At 47.2% G+C, this 25495-nt stretch carries 28 protein-coding genes; 17 read left to right on the top strand and 11 right to left on the bottom strand.

Annotated features, from left to right (window positions below):
* The first annotated feature begins 15 nt into the window (after positions 1 to 15).
* The 5 genes from H6G46_RS01730 to H6G46_RS01710 all read left to right on the top strand — a co-directional run bounded on the left by H6G46_RS01730 (position 16) and on the right by H6G46_RS01710 (position 2506).
* Entirely contained in the window at positions 16 to 255 is a 240-nt protein-coding gene (locus tag H6G46_RS01730; protein WP_020861352.1) for a DUF4160 domain-containing protein, read from the top strand.
* The gene (locus H6G46_RS01725) at positions 215 to 481 is read left to right on the top strand and encodes a DUF2442 domain-containing protein (RefSeq protein WP_020861351.1); all 267 of its coding nucleotides are present in this window, start codon (positions 215 to 217) and stop codon (positions 479 to 481) included. The genes H6G46_RS01730 and H6G46_RS01725 overlap by 41 nt, the downstream gene beginning before the upstream one ends.
* A gap of 153 nt (positions 482 to 634) precedes the next feature.
* A complete protein-coding gene (locus tag H6G46_RS01720) occupies positions 635 to 967 on the top strand; it encodes a thioredoxin family protein (protein ID WP_041425898.1) in 333 nt (110 codons plus the stop codon).
* An 86-nt stretch (positions 968 to 1053) separates the two neighbouring features.
* Positions 1054 to 1881 carry a 4-hydroxy-tetrahydrodipicolinate reductase gene (gene dapB / locus H6G46_RS01715; protein WP_010871272.1) on the top strand — a complete coding sequence of 276 codons (828 nt, stop codon included), beginning with the start codon at positions 1054 to 1056 and terminating at the stop codon, positions 1879 to 1881.
* 79 nt (positions 1882 to 1960) lie between these two features.
* Entirely contained in the window at positions 1961 to 2506 is a 546-nt protein-coding gene (locus H6G46_RS01710; protein WP_010871271.1) for a nucleoside monophosphate kinase, read from the top strand.
* Positions 2507 to 2656: 150 nt separating this feature from the next.
* Here the strand turns inward: H6G46_RS01710 and H6G46_RS01705 are convergent, their stop codons facing one another.
* Positions 2657 to 3466, bottom strand: a complete 810-nt coding sequence (locus tag H6G46_RS01705; protein ID WP_010871270.1) for an A24 family peptidase — start codon at positions 3464 to 3466, stop codon at positions 2657 to 2659.
* Positions 3467 to 3675: 209 nt separating this feature from the next.
* Positions 3676 to 3963 carry a PepSY domain-containing protein gene (locus tag H6G46_RS01700; RefSeq protein WP_010871269.1) on the bottom strand — a complete coding sequence of 96 codons (288 nt, stop codon included), beginning with the start codon at positions 3961 to 3963 and terminating at the stop codon, positions 3676 to 3678.
* 268 nt (positions 3964 to 4231) lie between these two features.
* Here H6G46_RS01700 and H6G46_RS01695 point away from each other — a divergent pair, with 268 nt between their 5' ends.
* From H6G46_RS01695 to H6G46_RS01680, 4 genes are read left to right on the top strand one after another with little or no spacing between them, the layout of a single operon-like run.
* Positions 4232 to 4483 carry a hypothetical protein gene (locus H6G46_RS01695; RefSeq protein ID WP_010871268.1) on the top strand — a complete coding sequence of 84 codons (252 nt, stop codon included), beginning with the start codon at positions 4232 to 4234 and terminating at the stop codon, positions 4481 to 4483.
* On the top strand, positions 4419 to 7517 hold the full coding sequence (locus tag H6G46_RS01690) for a UPF0182 family protein (protein WP_010871267.1): 3099 nt from the start codon (positions 4419 to 4421) through the stop codon (positions 7515 to 7517). The genes H6G46_RS01695 and H6G46_RS01690 overlap by 65 nt, the downstream gene beginning before the upstream one ends.
* A gap of 8 nt (positions 7518 to 7525) precedes the next feature.
* On the top strand, positions 7526 to 8041 hold the full coding sequence (locus H6G46_RS01685) for a hypothetical protein (protein WP_010871266.1): 516 nt from the start codon (positions 7526 to 7528) through the stop codon (positions 8039 to 8041).
* A gap of 26 nt (positions 8042 to 8067) precedes the next feature.
* Positions 8068 to 8445, top strand: a complete 378-nt coding sequence (locus H6G46_RS01680) for a hypothetical protein (RefSeq protein ID WP_010871265.1) — start codon at positions 8068 to 8070, stop codon at positions 8443 to 8445.
* Between the two features lie 30 nt (positions 8446 to 8475).
* Here H6G46_RS01680 and H6G46_RS01675 read toward each other — a convergent pair whose 3' ends face one another.
* A complete protein-coding gene (locus H6G46_RS01675; RefSeq protein WP_010871264.1) occupies positions 8476 to 9177 on the bottom strand; it encodes an SGNH/GDSL hydrolase family protein in 702 nt (233 codons plus the stop codon).
* 224 nt (positions 9178 to 9401) lie between these two features.
* On the opposite strand from H6G46_RS01675, the gene tsaB reads away from it, so the two are divergent.
* Positions 9402 to 10061 carry a tRNA (adenosine(37)-N6)-threonylcarbamoyltransferase complex dimerization subunit type 1 TsaB gene (tsaB, locus tag H6G46_RS01670; RefSeq protein ID WP_010871263.1) on the top strand — a complete coding sequence of 220 codons (660 nt, stop codon included), beginning with the start codon at positions 9402 to 9404 and terminating at the stop codon, positions 10059 to 10061.
* Positions 10062 to 10099: 38 nt separating this feature from the next.
* Here the strand turns inward: tsaB and H6G46_RS01665 are convergent, their stop codons facing one another.
* Complete coding sequence (locus tag H6G46_RS01665; RefSeq protein ID WP_010871262.1) at positions 10100 to 10855, bottom strand: WecB/TagA/CpsF family glycosyltransferase; 756 nt, start codon at positions 10853 to 10855, stop codon at positions 10100 to 10102.
* A gap of 72 nt (positions 10856 to 10927) precedes the next feature.
* Between H6G46_RS01665 and H6G46_RS01660 the strand changes: the two genes are divergently transcribed.
* Complete coding sequence (locus tag H6G46_RS01660; RefSeq protein ID WP_010871261.1) at positions 10928 to 12634, top strand: metallophosphoesterase; 1707 nt, start codon at positions 10928 to 10930, stop codon at positions 12632 to 12634.
* A gap of 78 nt (positions 12635 to 12712) precedes the next feature.
* Here the strand turns inward: H6G46_RS01660 and H6G46_RS01655 are convergent, their stop codons facing one another.
* From H6G46_RS01655 to H6G46_RS01630, 6 genes are all read right to left on the bottom strand, one after another.
* On the bottom strand, positions 12713 to 13474 hold the full coding sequence (locus H6G46_RS01655; RefSeq protein WP_010871260.1) for a class I SAM-dependent methyltransferase: 762 nt from the start codon (positions 13472 to 13474) through the stop codon (positions 12713 to 12715).
* A gap of 72 nt (positions 13475 to 13546) precedes the next feature.
* A complete protein-coding gene (locus H6G46_RS01650; RefSeq protein ID WP_010871259.1) occupies positions 13547 to 14068 on the bottom strand; it encodes a DinB family protein in 522 nt (173 codons plus the stop codon).
* A gap of 31 nt (positions 14069 to 14099) precedes the next feature.
* Entirely contained in the window at positions 14100 to 14828 is a 729-nt protein-coding gene (locus H6G46_RS01645) for a class I SAM-dependent methyltransferase (RefSeq protein WP_020861347.1), read from the bottom strand.
* A gap of 41 nt (positions 14829 to 14869) precedes the next feature.
* On the bottom strand, positions 14870 to 16627 hold the full coding sequence (locus H6G46_RS01640) for a hypothetical protein (protein WP_010871257.1): 1758 nt from the start codon (positions 16625 to 16627) through the stop codon (positions 14870 to 14872).
* Positions 16628 to 16938: 311 nt separating this feature from the next.
* Positions 16939 to 17928, bottom strand: a complete 990-nt coding sequence (locus H6G46_RS01635) for an ABC transporter ATP-binding protein (RefSeq protein ID WP_020861346.1) — start codon at positions 17926 to 17928, stop codon at positions 16939 to 16941.
* 109 nt (positions 17929 to 18037) lie between these two features.
* The gene (locus H6G46_RS01630) at positions 18038 to 18712 is read right to left on the bottom strand and encodes a GNAT family N-acetyltransferase (RefSeq protein WP_020861345.1); all 675 of its coding nucleotides are present in this window, start codon (positions 18710 to 18712) and stop codon (positions 18038 to 18040) included.
* A 98-nt stretch (positions 18713 to 18810) separates the two neighbouring features.
* Between H6G46_RS01630 and H6G46_RS01625 the strand changes: the two genes are divergently transcribed.
* From H6G46_RS01625 to rfbD, 4 genes are all read left to right on the top strand, one after another.
* Positions 18811 to 19422 (top strand): TetR/AcrR family transcriptional regulator, encoded by a 612-nt coding sequence (locus tag H6G46_RS01625; protein WP_010871254.1) that lies wholly within the window; start codon positions 18811 to 18813, stop codon positions 19420 to 19422.
* 223 nt (positions 19423 to 19645) lie between these two features.
* Complete coding sequence (glgA, locus tag H6G46_RS01620) at positions 19646 to 21121, top strand: glycogen synthase GlgA (RefSeq protein ID WP_010871253.1); 1476 nt, start codon at positions 19646 to 19648, stop codon at positions 21119 to 21121.
* Between the two features lie 115 nt (positions 21122 to 21236).
* Positions 21237 to 21905: a peptide-methionine (S)-S-oxide reductase MsrA gene (msrA, locus tag H6G46_RS01615; RefSeq protein WP_010871252.1), complete on the top strand. Its 669-nt coding sequence runs from the start codon at positions 21237 to 21239 to the stop codon at positions 21903 to 21905.
* 5 nt (positions 21906 to 21910) lie between these two features.
* Entirely contained in the window at positions 21911 to 22792 is an 882-nt protein-coding gene (gene rfbD / locus H6G46_RS01610; RefSeq protein ID WP_014407064.1) for a dTDP-4-dehydrorhamnose reductase, read from the top strand.
* A gap of 11 nt (positions 22793 to 22803) precedes the next feature.
* Here rfbD and hypD read toward each other — a convergent pair whose 3' ends face one another.
* Positions 22804 to 23928 (bottom strand): hydrogenase formation protein HypD, encoded by a 1125-nt coding sequence (hypD, locus tag H6G46_RS01605; RefSeq protein ID WP_010871250.1) that lies wholly within the window; start codon positions 23926 to 23928, stop codon positions 22804 to 22806.
* A gap of 435 nt (positions 23929 to 24363) precedes the next feature.
* Here hypD and H6G46_RS01600 point away from each other — a divergent pair, with 435 nt between their 5' ends.
* Both H6G46_RS01600 and H6G46_RS01595 read left to right on the top strand, forming a co-directional pair.
* A complete protein-coding gene (locus H6G46_RS01600) occupies positions 24364 to 25008 on the top strand; it encodes a hypothetical protein (RefSeq protein WP_223211318.1) in 645 nt (214 codons plus the stop codon).
* Positions 25009 to 25352: 344 nt separating this feature from the next.
* Positions 25353 to 25495, top strand: a 143-nt coding sequence (locus H6G46_RS01595) for an IS630 transposase-related protein (RefSeq protein ID WP_190759821.1), incomplete at its 3' end; no start/stop codon positions are given.

The raw sequence follows: 25495 nt of genomic DNA, 5'->3' as shown, positions 1-25495 counted from the left end.
CAACGGAAAAACTCCATGAGTCCAACGGTTTTTAAAGAGGAGGGCTATCGTTTTTTCTTCTTTTCTCGTGAAGAAACAAGAATGCACGTCCATATCTATTGCGAAAAGGGAGAAGCAAAGTTTTGGCTTGAACCTGAAATTGAGTTGGCAAAAAACTACAAGTTATCTCGGTCGGAACTGAAAACCATCGAAAAGATTATTGAGGCCAGACAAAATGAGCTTAGAGACGCTTGGCAAAAACATTTCAACTGTTGAAATTACCCATATTTCTAGCCATGGAATTTGGTTGTTGTCTGGGGACAATGAGTTATTTTTGTCCTACGACGATTTTCCCTGGTTTAAAAACGCTCTGGTAAAACATATTTTCAATGTCATTGAGCCAACCGCCAATCATTTTTATTGGCCCGATCTGGACGTAGATTTGACCTTGGACATCATCAAACATCCTGAACGTTTTCCCCTAGTTTGTACTGAATCTTAATTAATTACCTGGCTTGTTAAAGGCCACTTCACGGCGATCGCCCGTCGTCTGGGCTAGCAAAACCAAGGGGATCAGTTGGGATCAGTCCTCCCTTTGGGGTCGAAAATGGTTGTAGCATGGACAACAAGGGATCAGTCCGCTAGAAACATGCCCATGCTAGCCGTTAACGAAGACAACTTTGATAACCTCGTTCTTCAATGTCCAAAACCGATCTTGGTTTACTTTGGCGCTCCCTGGTGCGGACTATGTCACTTTGTCAAACCCCTGCTCAACCATCTCCACGGCGAATGGCAAGAGCAACTCGTTTGTGTGGAGGTTAATGCTGATGTCAACCTGCATTTAGCCAACGCCTACCGCTTAAAAAATCTTCCCACTCTGATCCTCTTTAACCGTGGTCAGGTGATTCAACGGCTAGAGGATTTTCGGGTTAGGGAAGATCTCCATCGCATCCGGGAACAAATAGCAGTTTCCCTTTTCTCTCCCTGAACCATCCAGTGCTTGCCCTGGGTTAACGGTTGCCCAACAATGGAGAGATTAATCAGTTGAGCAATTCGGATAAAGCTGGGGCAATTATGGCTAATCAAGATTTAATTCCTGTGGTAGTGAACGGTGCGGCTGGAAAAATGGGCCGGGAAGTAATTAAAGCCGTAGCCCAAGCCCCCGATCTCCAATTGGTGGGGGCAGTGGATCATAATCCCAGTCTCCAAGGTCAAGACATTGGCGAAGTGGTGGGCATTGCCCCCCTGGAAGTTCCTGTCTTAGCTGATCTCCAGAGTGTGTTGGTGTTGGCCACCCAGGAAAAAATTCAAGGGGTAATGGTGGACTTCACCCATCCCAGCGGCGTTTATGACAATGTTCGTTCGGCGATCGCCTATGGGGTGCGGCCAGTGGTGGGTACCACCGGATTGAGTGAGCAACAAATCCAAGACCTAGGGGATTTTGCTGAAAAAGCTAGTACAGGTTGTCTGATTGCCCCTAACTTTGCCATTGGAGTTCTGTTGATGCAACAAGCTGCTGTGCAAGCCTGCCAATACTTTGACCACGTGGAAATTATCGAATTACACCATAACCAGAAAGCCGACGCCCCTAGCGGCACTGCCATTAAAACCGCCCAAATGTTAGCGGAAATGGGCAAAACATTTAACCCACCGGCCGTAGAAGAAAAGGAAACCATTGCGGGAGCTAAGGGAGGACTAGGGCCAGGGCAAATTCCCATCCACAGCATTCGTTTACCGGGGCTAATCGCCCATCAAGAAGTCCTATTTGGTTCCCCAGGGCAACTTTATACCATCCGTCACGACACCACCGACCGGGCTTGCTATATGCCGGGGGTACTTTTAGGCATTCGTAAAGTGGTAGAACTGAAGGGCTTAGTTTACGGTCTGGAAAAACTACTCTAGTCACTTAGGGTAAAAATTAACACTCAATCAGAAATTGATCGATAAAGTCCAGCAAAAACTCAACCTTTAACTATTAACTATGCGATTAGTTATGCTCGGTGGCCCGGGGTCAGGGAAAAGCACCCAGTCCCATAACCTCAGCCAAGAACTTAAGTTGCCAGTGATTTCCATGGGGGGTATTCTGCGGGAAGCCATTGCCAACGCCACTCCCCTGGGAATCAAGGCTAAACCCTATGTGGAAAGAGGGGATCTGTTGCCAGATCCGATGATGATCGAATTTATTCAACAGAGGTTGGTGCAGGAAGATGGGGGTCAGGGTTGGATTTTGGAAGGTTATCCTCGCACCGCTTTCCAAGCAGAAGAACTGGACTTTTTACTCGAAGATCTGGGGCAGCCCCTGGATTGGGCCCTGTACCTGAAAATTGATGAAGCCACGATGGTGGAACGTTCCCTCAACCGTTCTTTGTTTGACGATCATCCTGAAGCCATCACCACTCGCATTGGCAAGTTTCATGAGTACACCGTTCCCCTATTGGAATACTACGCTGCGAAGCAAAACCTACTCACAGTGAATGCATACCCCGAAGTTGATCAAGTTACAAAGCTAATTTTGGCTCGGCTTTAGGAGCCGGTTTCCAGTGTCTTTGTTTATCCTCTAAATCTTTTGGCTAAAGCTCTAACAATACCGGGGATATTGGCATCTTGTTTCGCCCAACTTGGCAGATCGGAACTTTTTACCAATCTTTGCGAAAAAATAACAAGGGCAGCAAAATACTCAAAATTGTGGGGTCACAAAATTTAAGTAACTAGTGATCAATTTTTCACCCCAAAAGAGACTGATGAGGGCACCGATCGCCAAAAAGGGGCCAAAGGGAAAACCCTGTCGCCGTTGCAATGTGCCCAACAGTAACTTCAAACCCCCATAGATGGAACCGATGAAACAGGCAATGAAGGTGGTCAACAGTAATGACGGCCAGCCCAACCAAGCCCCTACCATGGATGCCAATTTGGGATCCCCGTCCCCCATGCCTTCCCTACCGAGCAACAGACTTCCTCCCATGCGGATCAAATCAAACAACCATAGCCCCAATACCGCCGAGGCGATCGCCTCCACCAAGGGGACAATCCAATGGCCACGTTGCCAACCCAGTAGTAAATGAAATAACAGCCCAAGCACCAATCCCGGTTTAGTCAAACTATTGGGCAGGGTCATGGTGTCCCAGTCAATTAAAGTCAGGGAGATTAAAAAACTAATTAATATCCAGTAGCCGAAGGTTTGCCACTGCCAACCAAAACGCCAACAGGTCAGGGCAAATAAGAATCCCGTCGCAGCCTCCACCAAGGGATAGCGGGGAGAAATGGCAGTTTGGCACCAACGGCATTTACCCCGTAGCCAAAGCCAACCCACCACTGGCACATTCTCCTTCGGGCCCAGTCGGTGGCCACAGTGGGGACAACGGGAAGGGGGATGTACCAGGGATAAACCTTCTGGCAAACGATAGGCCACCACGTTGAGAAAACTACCCACGGCACAGCCCAGAGCAATGGCAAGTAGGAAAGCAAGGGGGGCAATCAGGGGATCCATGCTGGTCTCGGCGAAGGAATGTCAAGGGTTTAAGGTGGTGTTTGCCAAGCCCTTTTCCCCCTAATTTCGACGACGGGAAAAAACTTAAAGTCCCCCGGCATTGGAAAATTTAAATTTAAGGAGTGCAATAGGACTTGACGAACAGGTTCTAAGACAAATGTAGTCCGTTTTCCTTTTGAAAAGCCCAATTTTATCCTTATTGACTGCGGTTAGTCCTCTAATTCCTTCTTGATCAGCTGATAGTTAGCATCTAGATAAATTTCATATTTCCGCCCATCGGCACAAATCGCGTCGTCAATTTCAAACCGTCTTTTGTCGATTTCGTACTCTGCATCATCAAAGGAACTACAGCCCAGGGCATTGAGGGCTTGGACAATTCTCTGTCTTTCCTGGGCCGTTACATCCCGGTCATCGGCCCTGGCGATCGCCGCTGTGAGGGTCATTTCCATCAGTACCACACCGGCCAGAAAATAGCTAATTTGTTTGATGGTATCCATTGTGGTTAGTTTCTCCAAGGAAAGTTTGAGCAAGACATTAGTTTTTTCAACTTAGAGCGTTATTGTCAATTTACCAAACCGGGGGTTAACAGCTTGGCGATCGCCCACTGCCCCGGGCCATGGTTGGGGACAAACGATTGGTTAACAGAGGTCATCCACCAAAGGATTAAGATGGGAAACAAGTACCTGGCATAGGTATTAATGGGGGACCCCACCGCTGAGCAGAAATCAGTCCCCGACCTGAGTATCTGGATTGTGTGCAAATTGTATGAAAACTTTATTACTAACCTGGCTGGATCGTATTTTGATTGCCGATGTATTCCTGGTGCTGCTGGGCTTTTTCTGGTTTGCCATCGCTGTGGTGGGGGAATCCACTGGTATTCCTTTGGGCTATCAAATCTGGCAAAAACTTTGGTTGCCCCTATTCAATCCCGCCATTAGTATTCTGATTTTGGGTGCCGTCAGCAGTTGGGGAATCAAAAAACTTTCCCAATGGTTCACCACTAAACAAGGGGGTTAGGGCCATGAAAGGGTGGGTCAAGGGGGCGATTGTTCTGGCCATTGCTTTGGTGGGTTTGGAAGTCATTGCCCGCATCTATGTGGAAAATCTCTGGTTCCAGGAGTTAAGCTTCCAGTCCGTCTTTTGGAAGCGGGTGCGCTGGCAAGGGAGCATTGCTCTGATTACAGGCTTTATTTCCTGGGGCTTTATTGTCTTCCAGGTTAAAGTCACTAATCGCCTGATCCAAGAGGAGGCCCAACTGAAAGGCCTGGCCGTTGCCCAAGCTGTTTATGCACCAGTGCCCGTGGCGATCGGTTCTCGTTACTTGCCCATGCCCGCTCCCCCGGTGGGCCCCAAAGCCCATTCCCGTCCCCTGCAACTACCCGTTCTACTGCCCCTAATTATTGTCCTACAACTGATTCTGATATCCCTGGTGATGTATTACGTTTTCATCACTATTCAGGTGTGGACTCCGGACTATACTTTGCCCAATATCACCCCAGCGGTGCCCCAACCCTTTCGGCTTCATTTTTTGTTTACTAGTTTCAGTGGCATGGGTAGCCAGTTGGGGGTGACGGCCTTGGCGGGTATGCTAGCCCTCATCGGTGTGTTGCGGGGTCCCAGACTATTACCGGGCTTGGTCTTTATTTTGAGTGCAGTTTGGGGACTGCTGCTATCTGGTAACTGGTTTCGACTGTTACTTTCTGTTAATAGTCAGCCCTTCAATACCATCGACCCCCAATTTCACCACGATATTAGCTTTTATATTTTCCAGATTCCCCTCTGGCAATTACTCGAAAGTTGGTGGCGGGGTTTATTCCTCTTCAGTTTGTTAGGGGTAACTCTAATTATTCTCAAATCCGCTGATAGTTTATCGGAGGGACGATTTCCCGGTTTTTCTGCAGCCCAATTGAGACATATAAGTGCTCTGGGAGCCGCAGTAGCTCTCACCCTAGGGGTGGAACATTGGTTAAAGCGTTACGATTATTTGTTTGCTAACCATGGCGTAGTCTATGGGGCCAACTACACCGACATTCATTGGCGTTTACCCGTAGAAACTGGGCTGGCGATTTTCAGCATGGCGATCGCCATTTGGTTGGGGTGGTTAAGCGTTAAGGGTTGGCCTAGGGCAAAAGGAACAGGTGCTCCCCAGCGGCGGGGACAGTTACCCATAATTGGCCTCTGGTTGCCAGTGGCTGTTTACTTGTTAATTCTGCTTCTGCAAAATTTGGGGGGTTGGGCGATCGAACTGTTAGTAGTGCAACCCAATCAACTCACCAGGGAAAGACCCTATCTCGCCCGCAACATCGCCGCCACTAGAGAGGCTTTTAACCTACAAATCATTCAGCCAGCTACCCTCACCGGCCGTGGCCAACTCACCCCCGCTAGCCTAGAGAGAAACCGACTCACCCTAAATAACATTCGCCTCTGGGATCCCATTCCCCTACTGAAAACTAATCGACAACTACAACAAATTCGCCTTTACTATAAGTTCTCTGATGCTGACCTGGACCGCTACACTATCCGGGTGCAAAAAGACGACACGCAAACCATTAGCACCGCCAAACAACAAACCCTCATTGCCCCCAGGGAATTGGACTACACCGCTGTACCAGAAAAGGCCCAAACCTGGGTGAACAAACATTTGGTCTATACCCACGGCTACGGCTTCACCCTTTCCCCCGTTAACCTAGTGGACCAAGGTGGATTGCCCTATTACTTTGTCAAAGATATTGGCACTGACGAAAACGCAGGCGCTCTACGTACCTCTAGTGAGTTGATCCGCACTAGTATTCCCATTGGTAAACCCCGCATTTATTTTGGTGAAATCACTGATAACTACATCATGACCAACACCGCCATTCCTGAACTGGATTTTCCCAGTGGAGAGGCCAATGTTTACAACTTTTATGACGGGCGGGGTGGCATTTTTTTAAATTCTCCCATCAGAAAATTATTATTTGCCGTTTATTTGCGGGATTGGCAAATGCTATTCACTGAGAACTTTAAGCCTGATACCAGAGTTTTATTTCGCCGCAATATTAACCATCGCATCCGCCACATTGCTCCCTTTTTGCGTTTTGACCGCGATCCTTACCTGGTGACAGCCAAAGTAAAAGGGGAAGAACATTCCACTCTTTATTGGCTGATCGATGCCTATACCACCAGCAATTCCTATCCCTATTCCGATCCGGGGGAAGGAGATGCTAACCAACCGGGGCGTAATTTCAATTACATTCGTAATTCAGTCAAAATTTTAGTGGATGCCTACAATGGTGATGTGCGTTTTTTCACTATTGATAAGCAAGATCCGCTAATTAATGCTTGGCAGAAAATATTTCCCGAACTGTTTTTACCTTTTAGTTCCATGCCCTCTACTTTAAAAAGTCATATTCGTTATCCAGTGGATATGTTTAGTACCCAATCGGAGCGATTGTTGACCTATCACATGGAAGATATTGATGTATTTTATAACCGGGAAGACCAATGGCGTATTCCCCAGGAAACCTATGCCGATGAGCAACAACCCATTGCCCCGTATTACCTAATTATGAAATTGGCAGGGATTGATGCCAAAGAAGAGGAATTTGTTCTTTCCCAAGTTTATACTCCTAATGCCCGCAATAACCTGATTGCCCTACTCTTTGCCCGCTGTGATGAACAAAATTATGGCAAATTGTTGCTCTACACCTTACCCAAGGAACGACTGGTTTATGGCCCAGAGCAAATTGAAGCTTTGGTGAACCAAGATCCAGTAATTTCCGAACGGATTAGTCTTTGGAACCGCCGGGGCTCCCGGGCCATTCAGGGTAATTTGCTGGTAATTCCCATTGAAGAATCCTTACTTTATGTGGAACCAATTTATCTGGAAGCTGAGAAAAATAGTTTGCCCACCCTCGCTCGGGTTGTGGTGGTTTATGGTAATCAAATTGCCATGGCAGAAAGCTTAAATGAAGCCATAGAGGCAATTTTTGATCCTAATCCGACCGGAAGAAACGCAATTGTTCGTCCTCTGGATGACACTGTCAATGACCTTAATAGTGAGTTGAATTAGAGGTAATTATGGATCGAATAGAACAAAAAGTTAAAGAACTTTATGATCTTGCAAAAATTTATCCAGATGATGAAAATTTGCAAATAGCGGTAGGTACTCTCAAGTCAATTCGTAGGTCAAGAGGAAGTCTTCAGAGTTGGAATAGTCGCTATAGAAGTCAGATTAGCGAGCTAAATAGCTCAATAGAGATTCAAGAGGAGGAAAAAAATAGGCTGCAAGCAGAATTAGATCAAATAAAAATAGAAGTGCAGAATTCTATTGTAGAAAAACAAAAAATGATCATTGAAAGAGATAAAATTAAGGCTGAATTAAAGAATATTCAAACAGAAATAGAATTGGCGGCATTCAAAGTTAAAGAAAGCAGAAGTTGGTTTGGCAAATTTCATATATTGTGGACATTTGTCAATTCAGTCTTTTTCGATGAGCCGCCCGATATGGGATTAATTGATACTTCCCCCAAATCTGATCCTGATAAACCTCAAATGGACACAAAACCATCTTCCATTGGTAGAGATTCAGGTTAAACCCTCTTAAAAAAATCTAAAAAACTATGTCTAAATTTAGCAAATTACTAGACCAACTTGACGAAATAGATCAACAAGACACTAAAAATACCGCCAAGCTTCTGGGGGCTACCGCTGTTCTTTATGAGCGTTTACAAGAGATTGTTAATCGAAAGACTACGCAATTTTTAGATCAAGAAAAGGAAGTTAACAAAGAATTTCTAATTAAACATTTTGGCAATTATCGTAATACTTACAGTGCTTACAATAAGACCTATGGCATAAAAGCAAAAGGATGGGATAGTTTGTTACCTAAAATTAAGAGTTTGCCCGTACCGCAATCCCTGGAAGACCGGGTGAAAGAACTAGAAACACAGGTTCAGTATCTAGCCCAGATCTTTGGTGAATTTCTAGAAAAAAACTGACAAGGAAAATCTTGCCGAAGTTACCAACAACTAGGGTTGAGATACCTTGCTGGTTAGTTCCTTTAGGGGTTGCCAGTGGTTGATGTCATCCAAGAGCGCTTTGTAGCCCGCCACGTTAGGATGGAGTCCATCGGCCATGAGATGATCGTTAATCCATGCTTGGCCCCGCTGTTGCCAAATTTCAAAGATATCTAGGTAGGGAATTTGGCGATCGCCGCAGGCCTGTTGGGTAATAGTTTTGAAACGATGTTGGTCAGCGTGGTTAAAGTAAAAACAATCAAGGAAAGGCATGGGAGCTTCGTTGACGGGCACCATACCGACAAAAAGCACCGGGCAAAGTTGACGGGCGCTGTCCAATAGCTGCTCCACCTGTTTTTGAAAGAGAATTTCATCGGTGAAACACCGTCCATCAGGCCGACCCAACCGGGGGGAGTCGTTTACCCCCACAGAGAGAATCAGCAAATCGGGGACTTTGTTGCGGATTTCTCCCCGCAGGCGAAATTCTTGCTCCAGACGTTCACTAACTTGGGCTACCCGATCGCCACGGATACCGAGGTTATAGAGTACGGGGCCATTTTCTTCCATCCAAAATCGCCGTAGCCGTTCTGCCCAACCGCCACCAATGGGATCTCCGTAACCGTAGACAAGGCTGTCCCCCATGGCCAACACTTTCAGGGGGTGGTCAAAACGGGGAGTTTGGGTAAGGGTCGACGCAGGGGAAATCGTTTGCATGGGATGATGTCCTAGGGTCGGGCGGGTAAAATCAAAACCAATGGGATGGATTGTAACGAGATCTTAACTGAGATTCTACAGGTTGACGTAAGCATTTATACACATTTGCCCCCCGGCGATCGCCAAATTGGGGCAAAAAATTAGATAATTGCGGCGCATTTGCCCCATCCTATCCCCGATAAACTAAAGGTTGCAGTAAGCAACGATACTTAAACCTATTGGTAATGACCGTACCTCCTCCCCTTTCCCTGGCCGATCATAGTTTGGGCTTGGCCATCCACACCGCCACCGGCCAGCTAGGTTTAGCTCTACAACGGGGAGAAAATCCAGTGGCCCAGCAAACTTGGCCCTTGGATCGGGAATTACTCAATCAATTACACAATTGTTTAGGGGATTTTTTGCCTAGCCAACAGTGGTCTGAGTTAGATTATCTGGCCGTAGCCCAGGGCCCTGGTAGCTTTACCAGTGTCCGCATTGGCATGGTCACCGCCCGTACCTTGGCCCAGCAATTACAAATTCCCCTATTTACCATTTCTACCCTGGCTTGTTTTGCCCAATCTTTGGTTAAAACCTGTGGCGATGGCGAATTATTGGCTGTCACTATGCCCGCAACCAGGGGTTATTTTTATGGGGCGCTCTATCAAATAGTCGGGGAAAAACTAATTACCCTAGACGGCGATCGCCTTTGGTTACCGGAGGATTGGCAACAACTTATGGCGGATAAAGGGGTAAAACAGATTCACGCTACCCCAGATCAGCTCGGTATCACTGCCCCCCAACTCCTCACCCTCGCTTGGCAACATTGGCTCCTTGGCGATCGACCCCACTGGTCAGCGGCCCAACCTTTTTATGGCATGAGTCCCACCGACCCTGTGGCAAATTAACTTACTTTTTACTGCTAAAACATTAGGGATAAAATAGTTTATAAAGTTGTTTTATTTGTTAACCATTGCCAAGTAAATAGAACAATAAAAGCGGGGTTGTTAATTAAATATCTGCGCCATAATCGCTTCGGTTCCATGCGCAAACGGTAGAGCCATTCCAATCCCATGGCCATTAACCAACGGGGAGCTTGAGACACCAAACCACTGTGGAAATTAAAAGCGGCTCCCACCCCCACCATGACTAGATCTATTTTTTGGTAATGATTAGCCATCCAAATTTCCTGCTTAGGACAACCTAAACCAACAAAAAGGATACCAGCGCCGGACTGCTTAATTTTGGCCAAGGCGTTTTTTTCTTCCTCAGGTTCTAGTGGGCGAAAAGGGGGAGAATCAGCGCCAACAATCTTCAGTTTAGGAAACCGTTTAATTAGGTTAACTTTAAGTTGCTGCAAACAATCTTCTGTGCCACCATAAAGATAAATACCAAGGTTTTCCGCCGCGGCCCGCTGACAAATTGTTAGCATCAAATCCGGGCCATAAACTCTGGTGGCCTGCGGGTAACCGAGCAATTTTAATCCCCACACCAATGGCATACCATCGGGGGTGACCAACACAGCTTGATTAATAATTTCTTGATAACTTTTATTGCCATAGGCACTCATTACCACATGGACATTGGCCGCTACCACATAACTGGCGATCGCCGCTTTAGCTAAATTAATGATGGTGGCTGTGGCTTGTCCATAGTCTGTGCAGTCAATTCTCGTGCTGATAATGGTGCGGGAAATGGTCACAGCAAAAGCCAAAGTGGATGTCTGGGTGGTTTAATTTTGCCATTGTCGGAGCAATAAAACCGAGGGCAGGGGATGATTGTCACTAGTTTGTTATTAATGCATTTCCTGGTTATGTTGAGTGATCCTTTTTTACAACTTCCCACCCCTGACAGCGTTGAAGTCGTTTGGTTTACCGAATTTGCCGGGGACAAGCACTGGGTGCAGTGGGGCAAAGACCTGGAGCATCGCACCGGGGCCGACACTCAACAGTTGACCCGCACCAGGGAAGATGAATGGTCCTACACCTTCCAAACCTATGACAAGCTTTCTCTCCGACCCATTTGGCGACATCAAGCGGTGATAACTGGCTTAAGAGCTGGGGAGACTTTGCCCTATCAAGTTTTTAGCCAGGAGAGCCAACGCATACACCAGAGCGATATTTTTTCCCTGCAACCTAGTCCCCCTCCAGACCAGCCCTTAAAAATTTTGCTCACCTCCGACCATCAGTTAATGCCCATGGTGGCGGCCAATATCCAACAGGCGATCGCCGTTTATGGTGACTTTGACGGGGTGTTCCACGCAGGGGATATGGTCAACGTACCAGATCGGGCTTCGGAATGGTTTGACGATCGCCGGGGTAGATCCTTTTTTCCAGTGCTGCAGGGGCGGGCTTCAGTAACGTTGGGGGGGAAAATCTATCAGGGAGCGCAAGTGTTACAATCCACTCCCCTCTTTCCCTGCATTGGCAACCATGAAGTAATGGGGCGCAATTCCCCCAGCAAGGCGTTGCATTTGCAGTTTAAAGACGCTCGACCCCAGGCGATCGCCGAAGAAGAATACTTTGAGCGGCAGGATTTTGCTGAGCAGGAATACGACCCAGACCAAGCCGCCCAATGGATTGAAAACAATTCCTTTAACTTCCAAACCTATCAAGAAATTTTTTCCTTACCCCCCAGCCCAGCTCCACAAAAACAGTACTACGCCGTTACTTTTGGCAATATTCGTCTCATTTCCTTAATGGTCACCAATGTTTGGCGTTGCCCAGGGCACGCTTCGCGCACGCCGCAACAGGATTCAAGCACTGCAGGGCGTTACCAAGAAAGCAGTCAGCAGTTACATAAACCGGAAAATTGGGGCCATGGTCAGCATATTTTTGAACCCATTACCCCCGGTAGCAGGCAGTATGAATGGCTGAAGCAGGAATTGGCTGGGGAAGAATTCCGCCAAGCTCGGTACAAAATTGTGATGTTCCACCATCCTCCCCATAGTTTAGGAGGTAATGTTACTCCGCCCTATACCGATCCCCAGGCCTACGAAGAATACACCCCTGATGGTGTTATGGTGCATCGCCGTTACCATTACCCCAAGGGGGAAGATCAGATTATTAAGCACCTAATTCCCCTACTAGAAAATGCCGGAGTTCAGCTAGTTTTTTATGGCCATTCCCATCTTTGGAATCGTTTTGTTAGTCCTGGAGGAATGCACTTTTTAGAAACATCCAATGTCGGTAACAGTTATGGCGCCCATTTAGCTGATAATCCCCGCTCCCTACCGGATTTTATTGATCCTAACAACGACTTCCCCGTGGGCAATCCCAATGGCTTATCGCCCATTACTCCCACCATTGCGCCTTTGCTCAATTCCGATGGCAAACCATTACCCTACATTGCCAGCAATAAAATTACTGTTTTTAGTGTACTGGAAACCGATGAAGATAATGCAGTGATCAAAAGCTACTATTTTGACAGCAGTGCAGATAATAACAATATAGTTTTATTTGACCAATTTCAACTAAAATAAATCCAGCACGTCCTGTTTATTTTTTTAGCATTGTAATCAATTTTGCTAATCAATGACATACATATCTGTCGCCATAACTCATCGTTTGCGGGCCACATAAAACCCATAACTGAACCAATTTTTAAATCGGCTGTATAGATCCATTTCTCGGCGTTCCATTTTTATTAGTTCCTCTGCTTCTAGGTCTCCCCTATGGCGCTTAAGGAAGTCATGTATTCGCTCTTCAACTGGCGTATAGTAACTGTCTAGCCAGTTTGTTGATGGAAGAATGAAATATCCAATTAGGTCGTAGCCTCCGTGCTCAAGAATTGCAATTTTCTCAGAAGCAGTGGCGATTTCGGGGTATTCCGTGTTCCAGTGTTGTCTAATTTCCTCCGGGGGAAGGGGATTCAGCCAGGTGATTTCTGAAACCGCAAGCACACCACCCGTTTTTAGCATGGGCTTCCAGCACTCAATCCCCTGAGCAAAGCCTAAATTATAGATCGCTCCCTCAGACCAGATGAGGTCCAACGATTCATCTGCAAACGAAAGTTTGTCCATTGATTCTGTAAGTGTCTCGATTTTTTCGGAGTAACCCATTACCTTTGCTCTTGTGGACAAAACATCAAGAAATTCTGGAAAAATATCAATGGCAGTAATTTGTGCATTTTGCAGTTTACTTGCTAAAACCAAAGTCGATGCTCCAGTACCACAACCGATGTCAGCGACCTGAAGTTTTGCCAACGGATCAATTCGAGTTAGTTCGAGGGCTCGTAGAGTTTCGGTTTCGCTTCCTGGCCCTTGGCGTGCTCCATCCTGGTGCAAATCCATCATCAGGGCCAATAATTTTTCCTGATTCATTTCGTGAGCTGTGCCCCCAATTAATTTAATGCCAGAAAAAGTACCTTTCAGCCTAGTACTTGTCGCTATCGATTAGAGCCCATTACCAGTGTTTAGCTCAAGGTCAGGTAACCAAGGTAAGTCCACTATGCCAGGTTCATAGCCAAGTTGCTTGATCAGGGTTGTTACTTGGCCACGGTGGTGGGTTTGATGATTAAACATATGGGTGACCAGCACCCAGGTGGGCATGATGCGAGTTTTGTTGTCTATGTTGCTGGTGTATTCAAAAGGAGCTTCTAACCATGGGGATGATAAGTTCTGGGACCAGTGTAAAATTTCTTGGTCCATTGCCCTTCTCTCGGCCCATAGCGCTTCAAAGTCTTGGTAAAGTTCCTGGCCAATACTTTTTGATGTCAAAGATTGTTCTGTAAATCTGCCCAGCCATGCTTTGTCTCCATACAAAATATGATTTAAGGTTCCATGGATTGATTTAAAAAAAGCACCTAAATCTTTTTTTCGCATACCATCGGGAATTTCGGCACAGACCCCATAAATTTTCCCATTGACCCATTGGTTGTATTGGGCCATTAGCTCGAAATAATTTTTTGTTTGCATATTAATTGATTCTTTTGATGAAATAAATTTATCAATGCTTCACCGCACCAAATGCAGCAAAGCAAGAGTTTTTATGCAGAAGATCAACCGCATCAAAGCCAACGGAACGGAGCAAATCAAGCTGGTAAGTAACGGGTCGGGGAGAATCTTCACGGTCAATGTAGCCGAACACCTTGTCCCGATATTCCGCACCACCAAGGGAGACCAAATAGTCGCCGTACCGGTCCCACATCATTGCTTGGACGGCGGGTTGCTCATGGGAAACTAAATCGGTGATCCAAACGCTACCACCGGGGGCAAGTAAATTGTAAATTTTCTGAAAAGCTTGTCGCCAGTCTTCGTCATCCCGTAAATGGTGCAACACGGCCGCTGCAATGAGCACATCGTAGGTGGAGTTTGGCAGGCTTACTGAGCGAAAATCCCCCTGTATGGTACGGACTAAACCCCTATTTAATTGCTGGACCCGTTCCGCCGCTTTCATCAGCATGGGTGCGCTTAGATCAAGTAGGTCAACATTGAAATCATAGTTGGCAGATTGACGCAATCGAAGGGTGTTGTTACCAGCACCACAGCCAATATCTAGTACGTGGCGAATATTCTTAGTGCAGGAGATAGCCGCCTCGGTAATTAGGGACATCGCTAGGGGAGCATCAATGGTTGTCGCCTGGCCAGTTTCGAGGGAAGAAAAACGGGCCACATCTTTATCAAAACGGGAACGGATGTCTTCAATGGTTGACTTTTTTTCAAGGGGTGTGGTCATGGTGATGGCGGAAAATGCGGGGATAGGGAATTTGCCATTTCTCACTCTGGCTGAACCGGGGCAAGATATTGCTGGCTTTCCGATCGCCCGAGACGTTGAACGTAGCGATTAAACTGCCAGGTGCTGGCCGCAATTACCACTGTTTGGGTGAGAATCGTTAGAAAAAAGAGGGGCGTTTGAAAGCTAATTCCTTCCACCAGGGCAATGGACGGCAGCGGACTAAACCACATCACGGTGCTTTCCTTAATTCCCGCGCCGATGGCGATCGCCAAGGGAAGAACCACCATCACCACCACAGACAAAATTAATACCAGGAGACGGGGAAAACGCATCCGCAGCAGACTCCACTGGACCAAGGTAGCAAAAGTAAAATTCCACAACAAACCCATGGTCAAGGCCACCACTATGCCGCCGAGGGGAATGGGAAACCCCGCCGGTGCTGGTGCTAGCCAGGGCAACAATAACACCATGGGCAAGGTTAAAAGGGCGGTGCAGCAAAGATTAATGGCGATCGCCCCTTGGGGAGGACTATGGTCAGCAACTAGATTTTGCCAGCTCCAGGTGCGGTACTGCCGGGGGGCTTCGTGGCGATAGCGACTCCAATCCCGTAAATAGTTAATTTGGGGGCACAGGGCCAGGGTCAAACCCAAAAAGAAGCAACAAAGGGTCAATTGCCAACTGGCCAGGTTCAACAACAGTGAATCCAGATAATCACCTTTTACGTAGCTCTGCAGTAAAAAGCCATTGGCGATCGCCACTAGGGACAGGGTTACCCCCACGCTTTGAACTTTGCTCCAGGCAGTGCTGAGGGGACGACGGAAGCGACGGCGTAATACTTGGGCAATCCAATAGGTCCCCACGGCGAAATTAGCCACCATAAACCCCATACCCAGGGGAGCCGACCGAAATAAATCCCAACCATACCAGCGCAATTGGTCTAGTTCATTGGGGCCGAGGTAACCAACGGTGGTTATGGGCAAAAAGGTGGAGCGGACTAAATAAATTAGGGCTTTACCGGGGTAAAACAGAGACAACCAAGACAGGAAAAATGGCTCCCAGTCGTTGTCTTGCATAATTAAGGTCGTTGCAATCAGCGTCCCCACCCCACACAAACCGGCGATCGCCGCGCTTTTAGAAAGGGAATAACTTTTTGCATTACTGCTTAAACCAATCCAGAGGGCAATGTGGAAAAAGAAGGTTGCTCCAGCCAGCACCACCGCGTAGTAACCCGCCAATAGAAGCAAGGAAATGCCCGCCCCCCCAGCGGCGACTATATGGAGAGGCAAAAGGGTGAGCAAAAATCCATACAGCAAACTAGGCACCCCCAGCATTTTGCCCCAGATGAAATTGCCCTCGCCCTGGGGACTAAGGCGAATAAAATTTAAAGTGCCCCGTTGACATTCCTTTTGTAAATCGGCCACCAGCAAATAAACCCCCGCCACCAGCAATAAAGCCAGCCCGGCCAAGCTCAAAAAAGCGAAGCCATCCAGCCACCAAAGCCGCCAATTAATTTGTAGTTGTCCCAATAAATCCTGGGTGCAAACAAAAATGCCTCGGCTATATTCCCAATCCGGTGGGGTGCCCAGACAGTAGCGACTAAATTGCTCGCCAGCGGGGTTGAGGGGATACAGTACGGGAATTTCTCCGGTGCGAAAAAATACCATCACACCCTGGAAAATTACGCTAACCAACAGCAACCAACGGACCTTAGTAGCAGTGAAACGGCTTTTGAGTTCCCGGTACAGTTGGGGATACCAATCCCCCAGGCGATCGATATGGGTAGAGAAAAAATTAATCATGGCAGTGACGGCGAAGTGGGGCAGGAAAAAGCAAAAAATTAAGTCAATCAGTTGTTAGTCAAATCCTAATTAATCCCCCATTTGCTCAGTAAAGCACCGATAGCAGTGAGGGTAAGTAATTTCAATCAGCTTCTTAATTAAGCAAATAATTCTGATTGGAAACAGCTTTCAGTTGTCAAATAAATCTCAGATAAATGGAAAATAAATCAACTAGACAGAGAGAGATTTAGTGATGAATAAATTAACGGTAATTTGAGAAGAAAATAGTTAAATTATCAGTCTTAACCAGGGCAGAACAGCCGTTGATACTGTCAAGAAACCTGTTGATGTCCTAGTTTGAGGAAAATACTTTCTAAATCCTCCTGTTGACAATGGAATTGACTGACTCGACAACCAGCATAGATCAAATTTCTGAGCAGGTTGGCGCTGTCTTCCGGGGAACCAGAAAAAATCACAGAGCAGTGGGTACCTGGGGCGGAATTTGGCTGATCTCCCTGGTCATAGTTTATCTGCCAATCCTCCACACCGGGTTGATTCTTCAGGCAATCCTGCAATTGCTCTACTCCCTCCAATAGGAAGATGGAGATAGTGCGCTGCCCCAGCCGGTTATATAAATCTGCCAAAGTGGTACTTTCCACCAAACAACCTAGTTCCATCACCCCGATCGCCGTGCAGAGTTCAGCCAGGTCACTGAGCACATGGGAGGAAATCAGAATGGTCATGCCAGCGGCCTGCAACACCCGAATAATGTCACGAAATTGTTGCCGAGCGAGGGGATCCAGCCCGGAAACCGGCTCATCCAGCAGGAGTAAAATGGGCTCATGGATAATGGTGCGGGCCAAACTTAACCGTTGTTTCATCCCCCGGGAAAGACTGTTAATGCGGCTGTGGCGCTTACTGGTTAGTTGCACTAGCTCCAACACTTCCTGGATGCGGTGGCGACGGCCAGGATTTTTCAAATGATATAACCGGGCAAAGTAATCGAGATAATCCCAAACGTTCAAGTCTTCATAGAGGGGATAATCGTCCGGCAAATAGCCCAAATATTGTTTGATGCGTAAATTGTCTGCCCCCGCTACCAGGCGATCGCCAAATAAATAAATTTCCCCCTTGGTGGGTTCTTCCGCAGTGGCCAACATACGGATTAGGGTAGTCTTCCCCGCCCCATTGGGACCCATCAGACCGTACACGGCACCCTCCGCAATGCTTAAATCCACATTGGTCACCGCCCCCTGGCGATCGAAACGTTTGGTCAAACCTTGGGTAACCACAGCGGCCTTGGTTTCAGGGGTTAATTCCATGGGGGACACAGTGAAAAAGTGTGGGTGAATTGATCATAGTCCAACCACCGATTACCAATGATTAAAGCCAGCCAGTTTCACCCCTTGTCAAACATGGTAGTTATCTTTTTTAGTTGAGACGCATACCAAACTTGGTAACACCGGGAAAATCAATCTTAAATTGTTCCCAGAAATAATCTTTGTAAAAGGTTTGGTAAGGTTTAAACCCCACAGATTCATAGGTATGGCGGGCTCTGTCATTGCCATTGATTACCATAATGCCAGCAAATTCATGGCCCTGTGATCGCCCTTTGGCCAATAAAGCCCTTAGTAACGCTTTGCCAAAACCTTGGCCCCGGGCCTCCGGTAATACGGCCACATTTTCGATAATCCAGGTTGCCTGGGGTGTGAGAAACAATGGCCGTAAATTCCCTCCCCAAAGCCCCACATAATGCTCACGAAAACCCTCTAGGGTTTCTTCTCCCCAGTTCAACTCCTTGGCGATCGCCCCTAGCTGGGATAGGCATAATGGACAGTAATCATCCGTCCCTGGTACATATCCGGCGGCGGCCGCAACTGGTTGGCCCCCAGCTTCCAAAATCAGAAAATCCGGCACATTGCCCCAATTGCAAGCATCAGCCTTTAGTTCCGCCTCGATAAACTGCAATGCGGTGGTGCCAGTACCATCCAACAAATCGTCCCAAAAGCAGTGATTTAAAGGTGGTAGGGAAGCCTCGTACTCAATCCTAGCCAGAAATGGAATGTCAGCAGTGGTTGCTTGACGGGTATTTAGCGTGGTTGACATCACGACCCCTTGGGGAAAGTTTTGCGTAAAAGATACAATCTGTATGTATCTCAAAAGTAGGGGAAGTTTTTTTTCTTGTCAAGATACATACTGTCTGAATGTTAAATCCATCCACCATGCCGGCTAAGTTAACCAAAGCAGAACAAACTCGACGCACTCGCCGCGCCATCCTTGACCGGGCCCGTCACCTGTTTGCCACCAAGGGGTACGCCGCCACTGGCACCGAAGAAATTATCAGTGAGCTAGCCATTACCAGGGGAGCTTTATATCATCAATTCGGGGACAAGCGGGGGCTGTTTAAAGCTGTCATCGTCGAGGCCTACGAAGAAATCACCGACTATATCCAAACGAAAGTTCAACCCCTAGATAATAATTGGCAACAGTTAATCGTCGGCTGTCGAGCATTTCTGGAAGTTGCCCAGCAGGATGAACTGCGGCGCTTGGTATTTGTGGAAGCTCCCGCAGTTTTGGCAGCGGATGACCTGACCGAAATTGATCAATATGGCTTTGGTTTGCTCCATGGGTCGATTCAGACCGCCGTTTCCGAAGGAGAACTTGACGCCGTCGATGCTGAGGGTTTTGCCCACTTGGTCAATGGTTCCTTGAATGAGTTGGCCGCCTGGGTAGCCCAGTCTAACGATCCAGAAAGGCTTACAACTGCCCAATGCTTGGTGGAAACATTACTGGTACGGCATCATCACTACGGTTAGTTTTTCATTCTTGGGCTAAAAAAAGCCAGGCCCATGACCCAAAATGGGTAGTGAACCAAATCTTTTACTTGACTAACTTAATCTTTTAATTTCCGGTGGCGATCGCCCCTTGGCCAGGGGAATTCTCCTCCAGTGCTTGCAAGGGAGGGGCAATATAGGAAAATACAATCAACTCGATCGCCGTCGAGCCGAAGTCGAGTAAAAACCGCTATCAGGAGCCTCTATGTACATCGTTCAAATTGCCTCAGAATGCGCCCCCGTCATTAAGGCTGGGGGATTGGGGGATGTTATTTACGGCCTAAGCCGTGAATTGGAACTGCGGGGCCATTGCGTCGAGCTAATCCTACCCATGTACGATTGCATGCGCTATGACCACATCTGGGGTTTACACGATGCTTACCGCAACCTAGAGGTGCCCTGGTATGGAAGCTCAATCTTCTGTGATGTTTTTTGTGGCTGGGTTCACGGTAGGCTCTGCTTCTTCATTCAGCCCAAATCTTCTGATAACTTTTTCAATCGGGGTCATTATTATGGCGCTCTAGACGACCATATGCGCTTTGCCTTTTTCTCCAAGGCGGCCATGGAGTTTTTGCTACGCAGTAACAAACGCCCAGACATTATCCACTGCCACGATTGGCAAACGGGACTGGTGCCGGTGTTGTTGTATGAAATTTACCGTTTCCATGGCATGGACCATCAACGGGTTTGTTACACCATCCACAATTTCAAACACCAGGGTATTGCTGGAGCCAATATTCTCCACGCCACTGGGCTCAATAATGACAGTTATTATTTCAGCTACGATCGCCTGCAGGATAATTTCAATCCCAATGCGATTAACTTCATGAAGGGGGGCATTGTCTACTCCAACTATGTCAACACCGTTTCCCCCCACCATGCTTGGGAAGCCCGTTTTTCCGATATTTCCTGTGGCTTGGGCCATACCCTGGAAATCCATCAGCAAAAATTCGGCGGTATTTTGAACGGTTTGGATTACGAAGTGTGGAACCCAGAAATTGATCCTTTACTGGCGAGTAACTTCAGTGTCAAAACCTTTGGCGATAAGGCAAAAAATAAGCAAGCGTTACGGGAAAGATTACTGTTAGAAACGGATGATAAAAAACCCATGCTCTGCTTTATTGGCCGCTTGGATGGACAAAAAGGTGTGCACTTGGTGCATCACTCCATCTACTACGCCCTCAGCCAGGGAGCGCAATTTGTCCTGCTCGGCTCCGCCACCGAACCCAATCTGAGCAAATGGTTCTGGCATGAAAAACAACATCTCAACGATAACCCCAATGTCCATCTAGAGTTGGGCTTTGACGAGGAGCTGGCCCACTTAATTTACGGAGCGGCGGACATTATTGTGGTGCCCAGTAACTACGAACCCTGTGGTTTGACCCAAATGATTGGTCTGCGTTATGGGGCCGTTCCGGTGGTGCGGGGAGTAGGCGGTTTGGTAAATACTGTTTTCGACCGGGATTATGACCAGAACCATCCCCCGGAGAAACGTAATGGTTTTGTTTTCTATCAACCGGATGAGTATGCCCTGGAAACGGCCCTCAGTCGGGCGATCGCCTTGTATAAGGATGATCCCGTGGCTTTTAAAACCTTGGCCTTGCAGGGCATGGCCTACGACTACTCTTGGAATAAACCAGGGCTCCAATATGTGGAAGCCTACGAATACATCCGGGCTTAACACCTCGGGTTTGTAACAGTTTCGTTACACTAGTTCAGAGGCGGAGTCAAAGCAGTTGGTCAAAGCTTCGTTCAGTATTATCCGCACTTAGATAAATAACAACAACTTAAGCATTATGGGATTCTTCGATTTATTCGGTAAAAAAACTGCCATGGTTGCCCCCAATGAAGCATTACCCGGGCGATCGGCCACTATGCCCGTGCCAGATAAGCATTTTGTCAACGGCAATCCTCTCAAAGCTCCCTTTCCCCAGGGAATGGAAACGGCTCTGTTTGGTTTAGGCTGTTTTTGGGGAGCAGAACGCAAATTTTGGCAAATACCTGGAGTTTACAGCACCGCTGTTGGTTATGCGGCTGGTTATACCCCCAATCCCACTTACCAAGAAGTTTGTACGGGTATGACTGGCCATAACGAAGTGGTTTTAGTAGCCTTTGATCCCCAGCAAGTGAGTTACGACCAATTGCTCAAAGTCTTTTGGGAAAGCCATAACCCTACCCAGGGCATGCGCCAGGGCAATGATGTGGGTACCCAATACCGCTCTGGCATTTACACCTATTCCGAAGCCCAACAACAGGCCGCTTTGGCATCGAAGCAAGCCTATCAGCAAGCTCTGCAACAGGCAGGCTACGGGGAAATTACCACGGAAATTTTACCAGCCCCGGATTTTTATTACGCTGAAGACTATCACCAACAATATTTGGCGAAAAACCCCAATGGTTACTGCGGTTTGGGGGGCACTAATGTGGCCTGCCCCATTGGCACAGAAGTTTCCCTGGGAGCTTAGTTAGGTTGGCGAGCAAAATCCTGTTATTAGGTTCAGCGGGGCAAGTGGGACGAGAATTAGCCATTCCTTTGTCCTGTTTTGGTTCAGTGCAAGAAGCAACTAGGGCTAGCTTTGATTTGGCCCAGCCGGATGTCTTAGGGGAGAAAATTCGTGCTTTTGCCCCGGACATTATTGTCAACTCCGCGGCCTATACTGCTGTGGACAGGGCCGAAACAGAACCGGAATTAGCCTACGCAGTTAACGCCCTTGCTCCCCAGGCGATCGCCAAAGTGGCCAAGGAAATCGGTGCCTATGTGGTGCATATTTCCACTGACTATGTGTTTGATGGTAGCCAGAGTTCTCCCTACCGAGAAACGGATGCCACCAATCCCCTCGGGGTTTATGGCCAAAGCAAATTCCAGGGGGAAATAGCCATTGCCGACAGTGGTTGTAATTTTCTTATTGTCCGCACTGCCTGGGTTTATGGAGTCCATGGATCGGGCAATTTTGTCAAAACCATGGTGCGTTTAGGCAAAGAACGGCAAAAAGTCAGGGTGGTGGCGGATCAAATTGGTGGGCCCACCTGGGCAAAGGATCTGGCCGAGGCGATCGCCGCTTTGACGGAACAACGGGCCCAGGGCATTTACCACTACAGCAACAGTGGGGTGGCCAGTTGGTACGATTTTGCCGTGGCTATTTTTGAGGAAGTTGAAAATCTAGGTATTCCCCTTAAGGTGCGTCAGGTGGTGCCCATTGCCACAGCTGCCTATCCCACCCCGGCCCGACGGCCAGCCTATTCTGTTTTATCCCATCAAAAAATAGTAGAAACTTTGGGTTCTGCCCCTCCCCATTGGCGGGCTTCGTTACGGGCCATGCTCCACCAAGCTATCAGTGAGGGGATTGTCTGATCCCAGCAAAACTAAACTCTGGCCGCTCCCACTGGTTCCGGTAATTGTTGGCGATAACGGTAATAGGCGGCACAGGCTCCTTCCGAGGAAACCATGGGAGCCCCCAAGGGTTGTTCTGGGGTGCAGATAGTACCAAAGGCTGGACAATCGCTGGGCTTCCGTTGTCCCTGTAAAATTTCCCCGCTAATACACACTGTTTCTCCCATCGTTGGGGCCATGGTTTGCAATAAATTGGCGAATTTAACTGCGGCATCCCAGGGGGCAAATGCTGGCCTTAAACCCAAACCGCTGGCCGGAATTAATCCCAAACCCCGCCAATGGCGATCGACTGGCTCAAACACTTGGTCAATAATTTTCTGAGCATGGGCATTGCCCTGGGGTTGGACCGATCGCCGATATTGATTGTTGCAGGTGAATTGTCCCGACTCCAGTTGGCGCACACAGGCAAAGATGCCCTGCATAATATCCACAGGTTCAAAGCCAGTGATGACAATGGGTACTTGGTATTTTTCAGCGATATGTTGATAGGCCCTTTCCCCGGTCACCGTACAGACATGCCCTGCCGCCAAAAAGCCCTGCACGAGGGAATTGGGATTGCCTAATAAAGCCTCCATAGCCGGGGGCACCAATACATGGGCGCAAAGTAAACTGAAATTGCTAATTCCCTGGGCCCTAGCTTGGTGGAGAGTCATGGCCGTGGCAGGGGCTGTAGTTTCAAAACCTACTCCGAAAAATACCACTTCCCGATTAGGATTCTCCCTGGCGATCGCCAAACAATCCAAAGGAGAATAGACAATGCGCACATCGCCGCCCTGGGCTTTAATGCTCAGCAAATCCGCCCCACTGCCGGGCACCCGCAACATATCGCCAAAGGAACAAAAAATGATCTCCGGTTGCTTAGCTAACCACAAAGCCTGGTCAATTAATTCCATCGGAGTGACGCACACAGGACAGCCGGGACCATGGATCAGAGTCAAATTCTTCGGCAACAAAGCATCCAAGCCATATTTGACAATGCTGTGGGTCTGGCCGCCGCAAATCTCCATCAGCGTCCAAGGTTTGGTTATCTCCCTGGCGATCGCCTGACGGTAATGGGCCACCGCCTGGGCATCCCGATATTCATCAACGTATTTCATGGCTAAAACTTGGCGAACTGATTCCAAGGTTAACGAAAATTTTCAGTAACAGTTCGTTTCGCCCAAATTAGAGGGTGTTGACAAAGTTTGAAAGTGATGTCAAATTTCCCTAGCCCTCCTCCATAAGAGGCCGATTCTTGACAAGTGCCCAGTCAAATGGGTAGTAAGGATAATTTTTTGAACTGAATAATGGCTCTTTGCCCACCCCCACCCTAGTTCGTTTTTTATTCCCCAGGCAATGGCTCCAAATAAGAAATTCAATTGCTAAAGTAGGAATGGAGAAATCTTATTTGAAGGGTTAGTTGGTGGCATCTTTAATATCTTTTTACGATAGAAAAATACCACGCTAAAATTCTCTCTTTTCCACTACCTTTTTCCTCCCATTCACCAGTTGGCTTAGTTAAAATGAACTTTGATCTTTCAAAGCTAAGTAGTATGAAAGTTGAGTCCTTGGTGCAGCAAGGGTTAGATACCATTCTTAACCGCCAAACCAAAGCCGAAGCTTCATCTGTAGACAAAGTTAGTTTGATCAAAAAATCCTTGGATCAAAAAGGGGAATTATACCGACTGCCTCCCAGCCATGAATTTACCATTGCCGCTTTCCAAGTACGCTATCAAACTTCCGTTGGTTCTATTCTTATTACCCTAGATAACCTGCGGGAATTCAATAAAATGTTAGACCAAGAAATTTTACAAGAAGCGAGCAAAGGTTATCTCCGCAAAGCAGACCGATATATTCGTCAAAAACGCAATGTTGATATCACCAAATACACCCACCGCATTAAAGCTTATCGGGTTAACCAAGCCAAAGCAAAAATTCTTACCTGGATTATTGACTGGGACTTTCATAAGCAATCATCGGACGAAAGTTCCTATGGGAGCGGCACTGCTAGGGCGTTAATGCAAGAATTGGCAGTTGCCTTCCTTGATCATCCCATCGCCAAGAATAGTAGGGGAGATTATTTAGACGCCATCATGACCCTCAACTGGGTCACGGAAATTTTACACGCAGCCAAACCCTTCTATAGCCACAGTCAAATTACCCACAAAATTATCTACCATCACAACTCGGATAGCTAGCGGGCAATGGGCTCAACAGTTATTGCTAAAAATCTGATCTAAATTGCTTTAATTATTTGATTGTCTGACTAATTTATGACCGACCACACTGGAAAAATTGTAGTTTCAACCACCCATCAACAAAATTATCCCAATATTAAGAGCTATAGCAAAAAGTGAGTTATTTGGGACAGTTTCAATTTCAAAATGCTTATTCCGAGAAGGTTTCAGTGACTGTTGGTTCTAACCGTCTTGATCTTCGCTATAGTTTCTAAAGTAAAAATTAAGAGGTATAGTCATTTCAATTAACGATGAGAGAATTTAATGTAAAATTATGGAGTGTACAAAATGAACAGGTTTAAACAATGGCTTACAGTTTAGATTTAAGGCAAAGGGTAGTAGCTTATATAGAAGCTGGAGGAAAAATAACTGAGGCTTCCAAGATATATAAAATAGGAAAAGCCTCGATATACAGATGGTTAAATAGAGTAGATTTAAGCCCAACAAA

It is taken from the genome of Synechocystis sp. FACHB-908 (assembly GCF_014698595.1).
Taxonomy (GTDB): domain Bacteria; phylum Cyanobacteriota; class Cyanobacteriia; order Cyanobacteriales; family Microcystaceae; genus Synechocystis.
The sequence above is the reverse complement of the archived record's forward strand: the minus strand, read 5'-3'. Positions and strand labels throughout refer to the sequence as shown.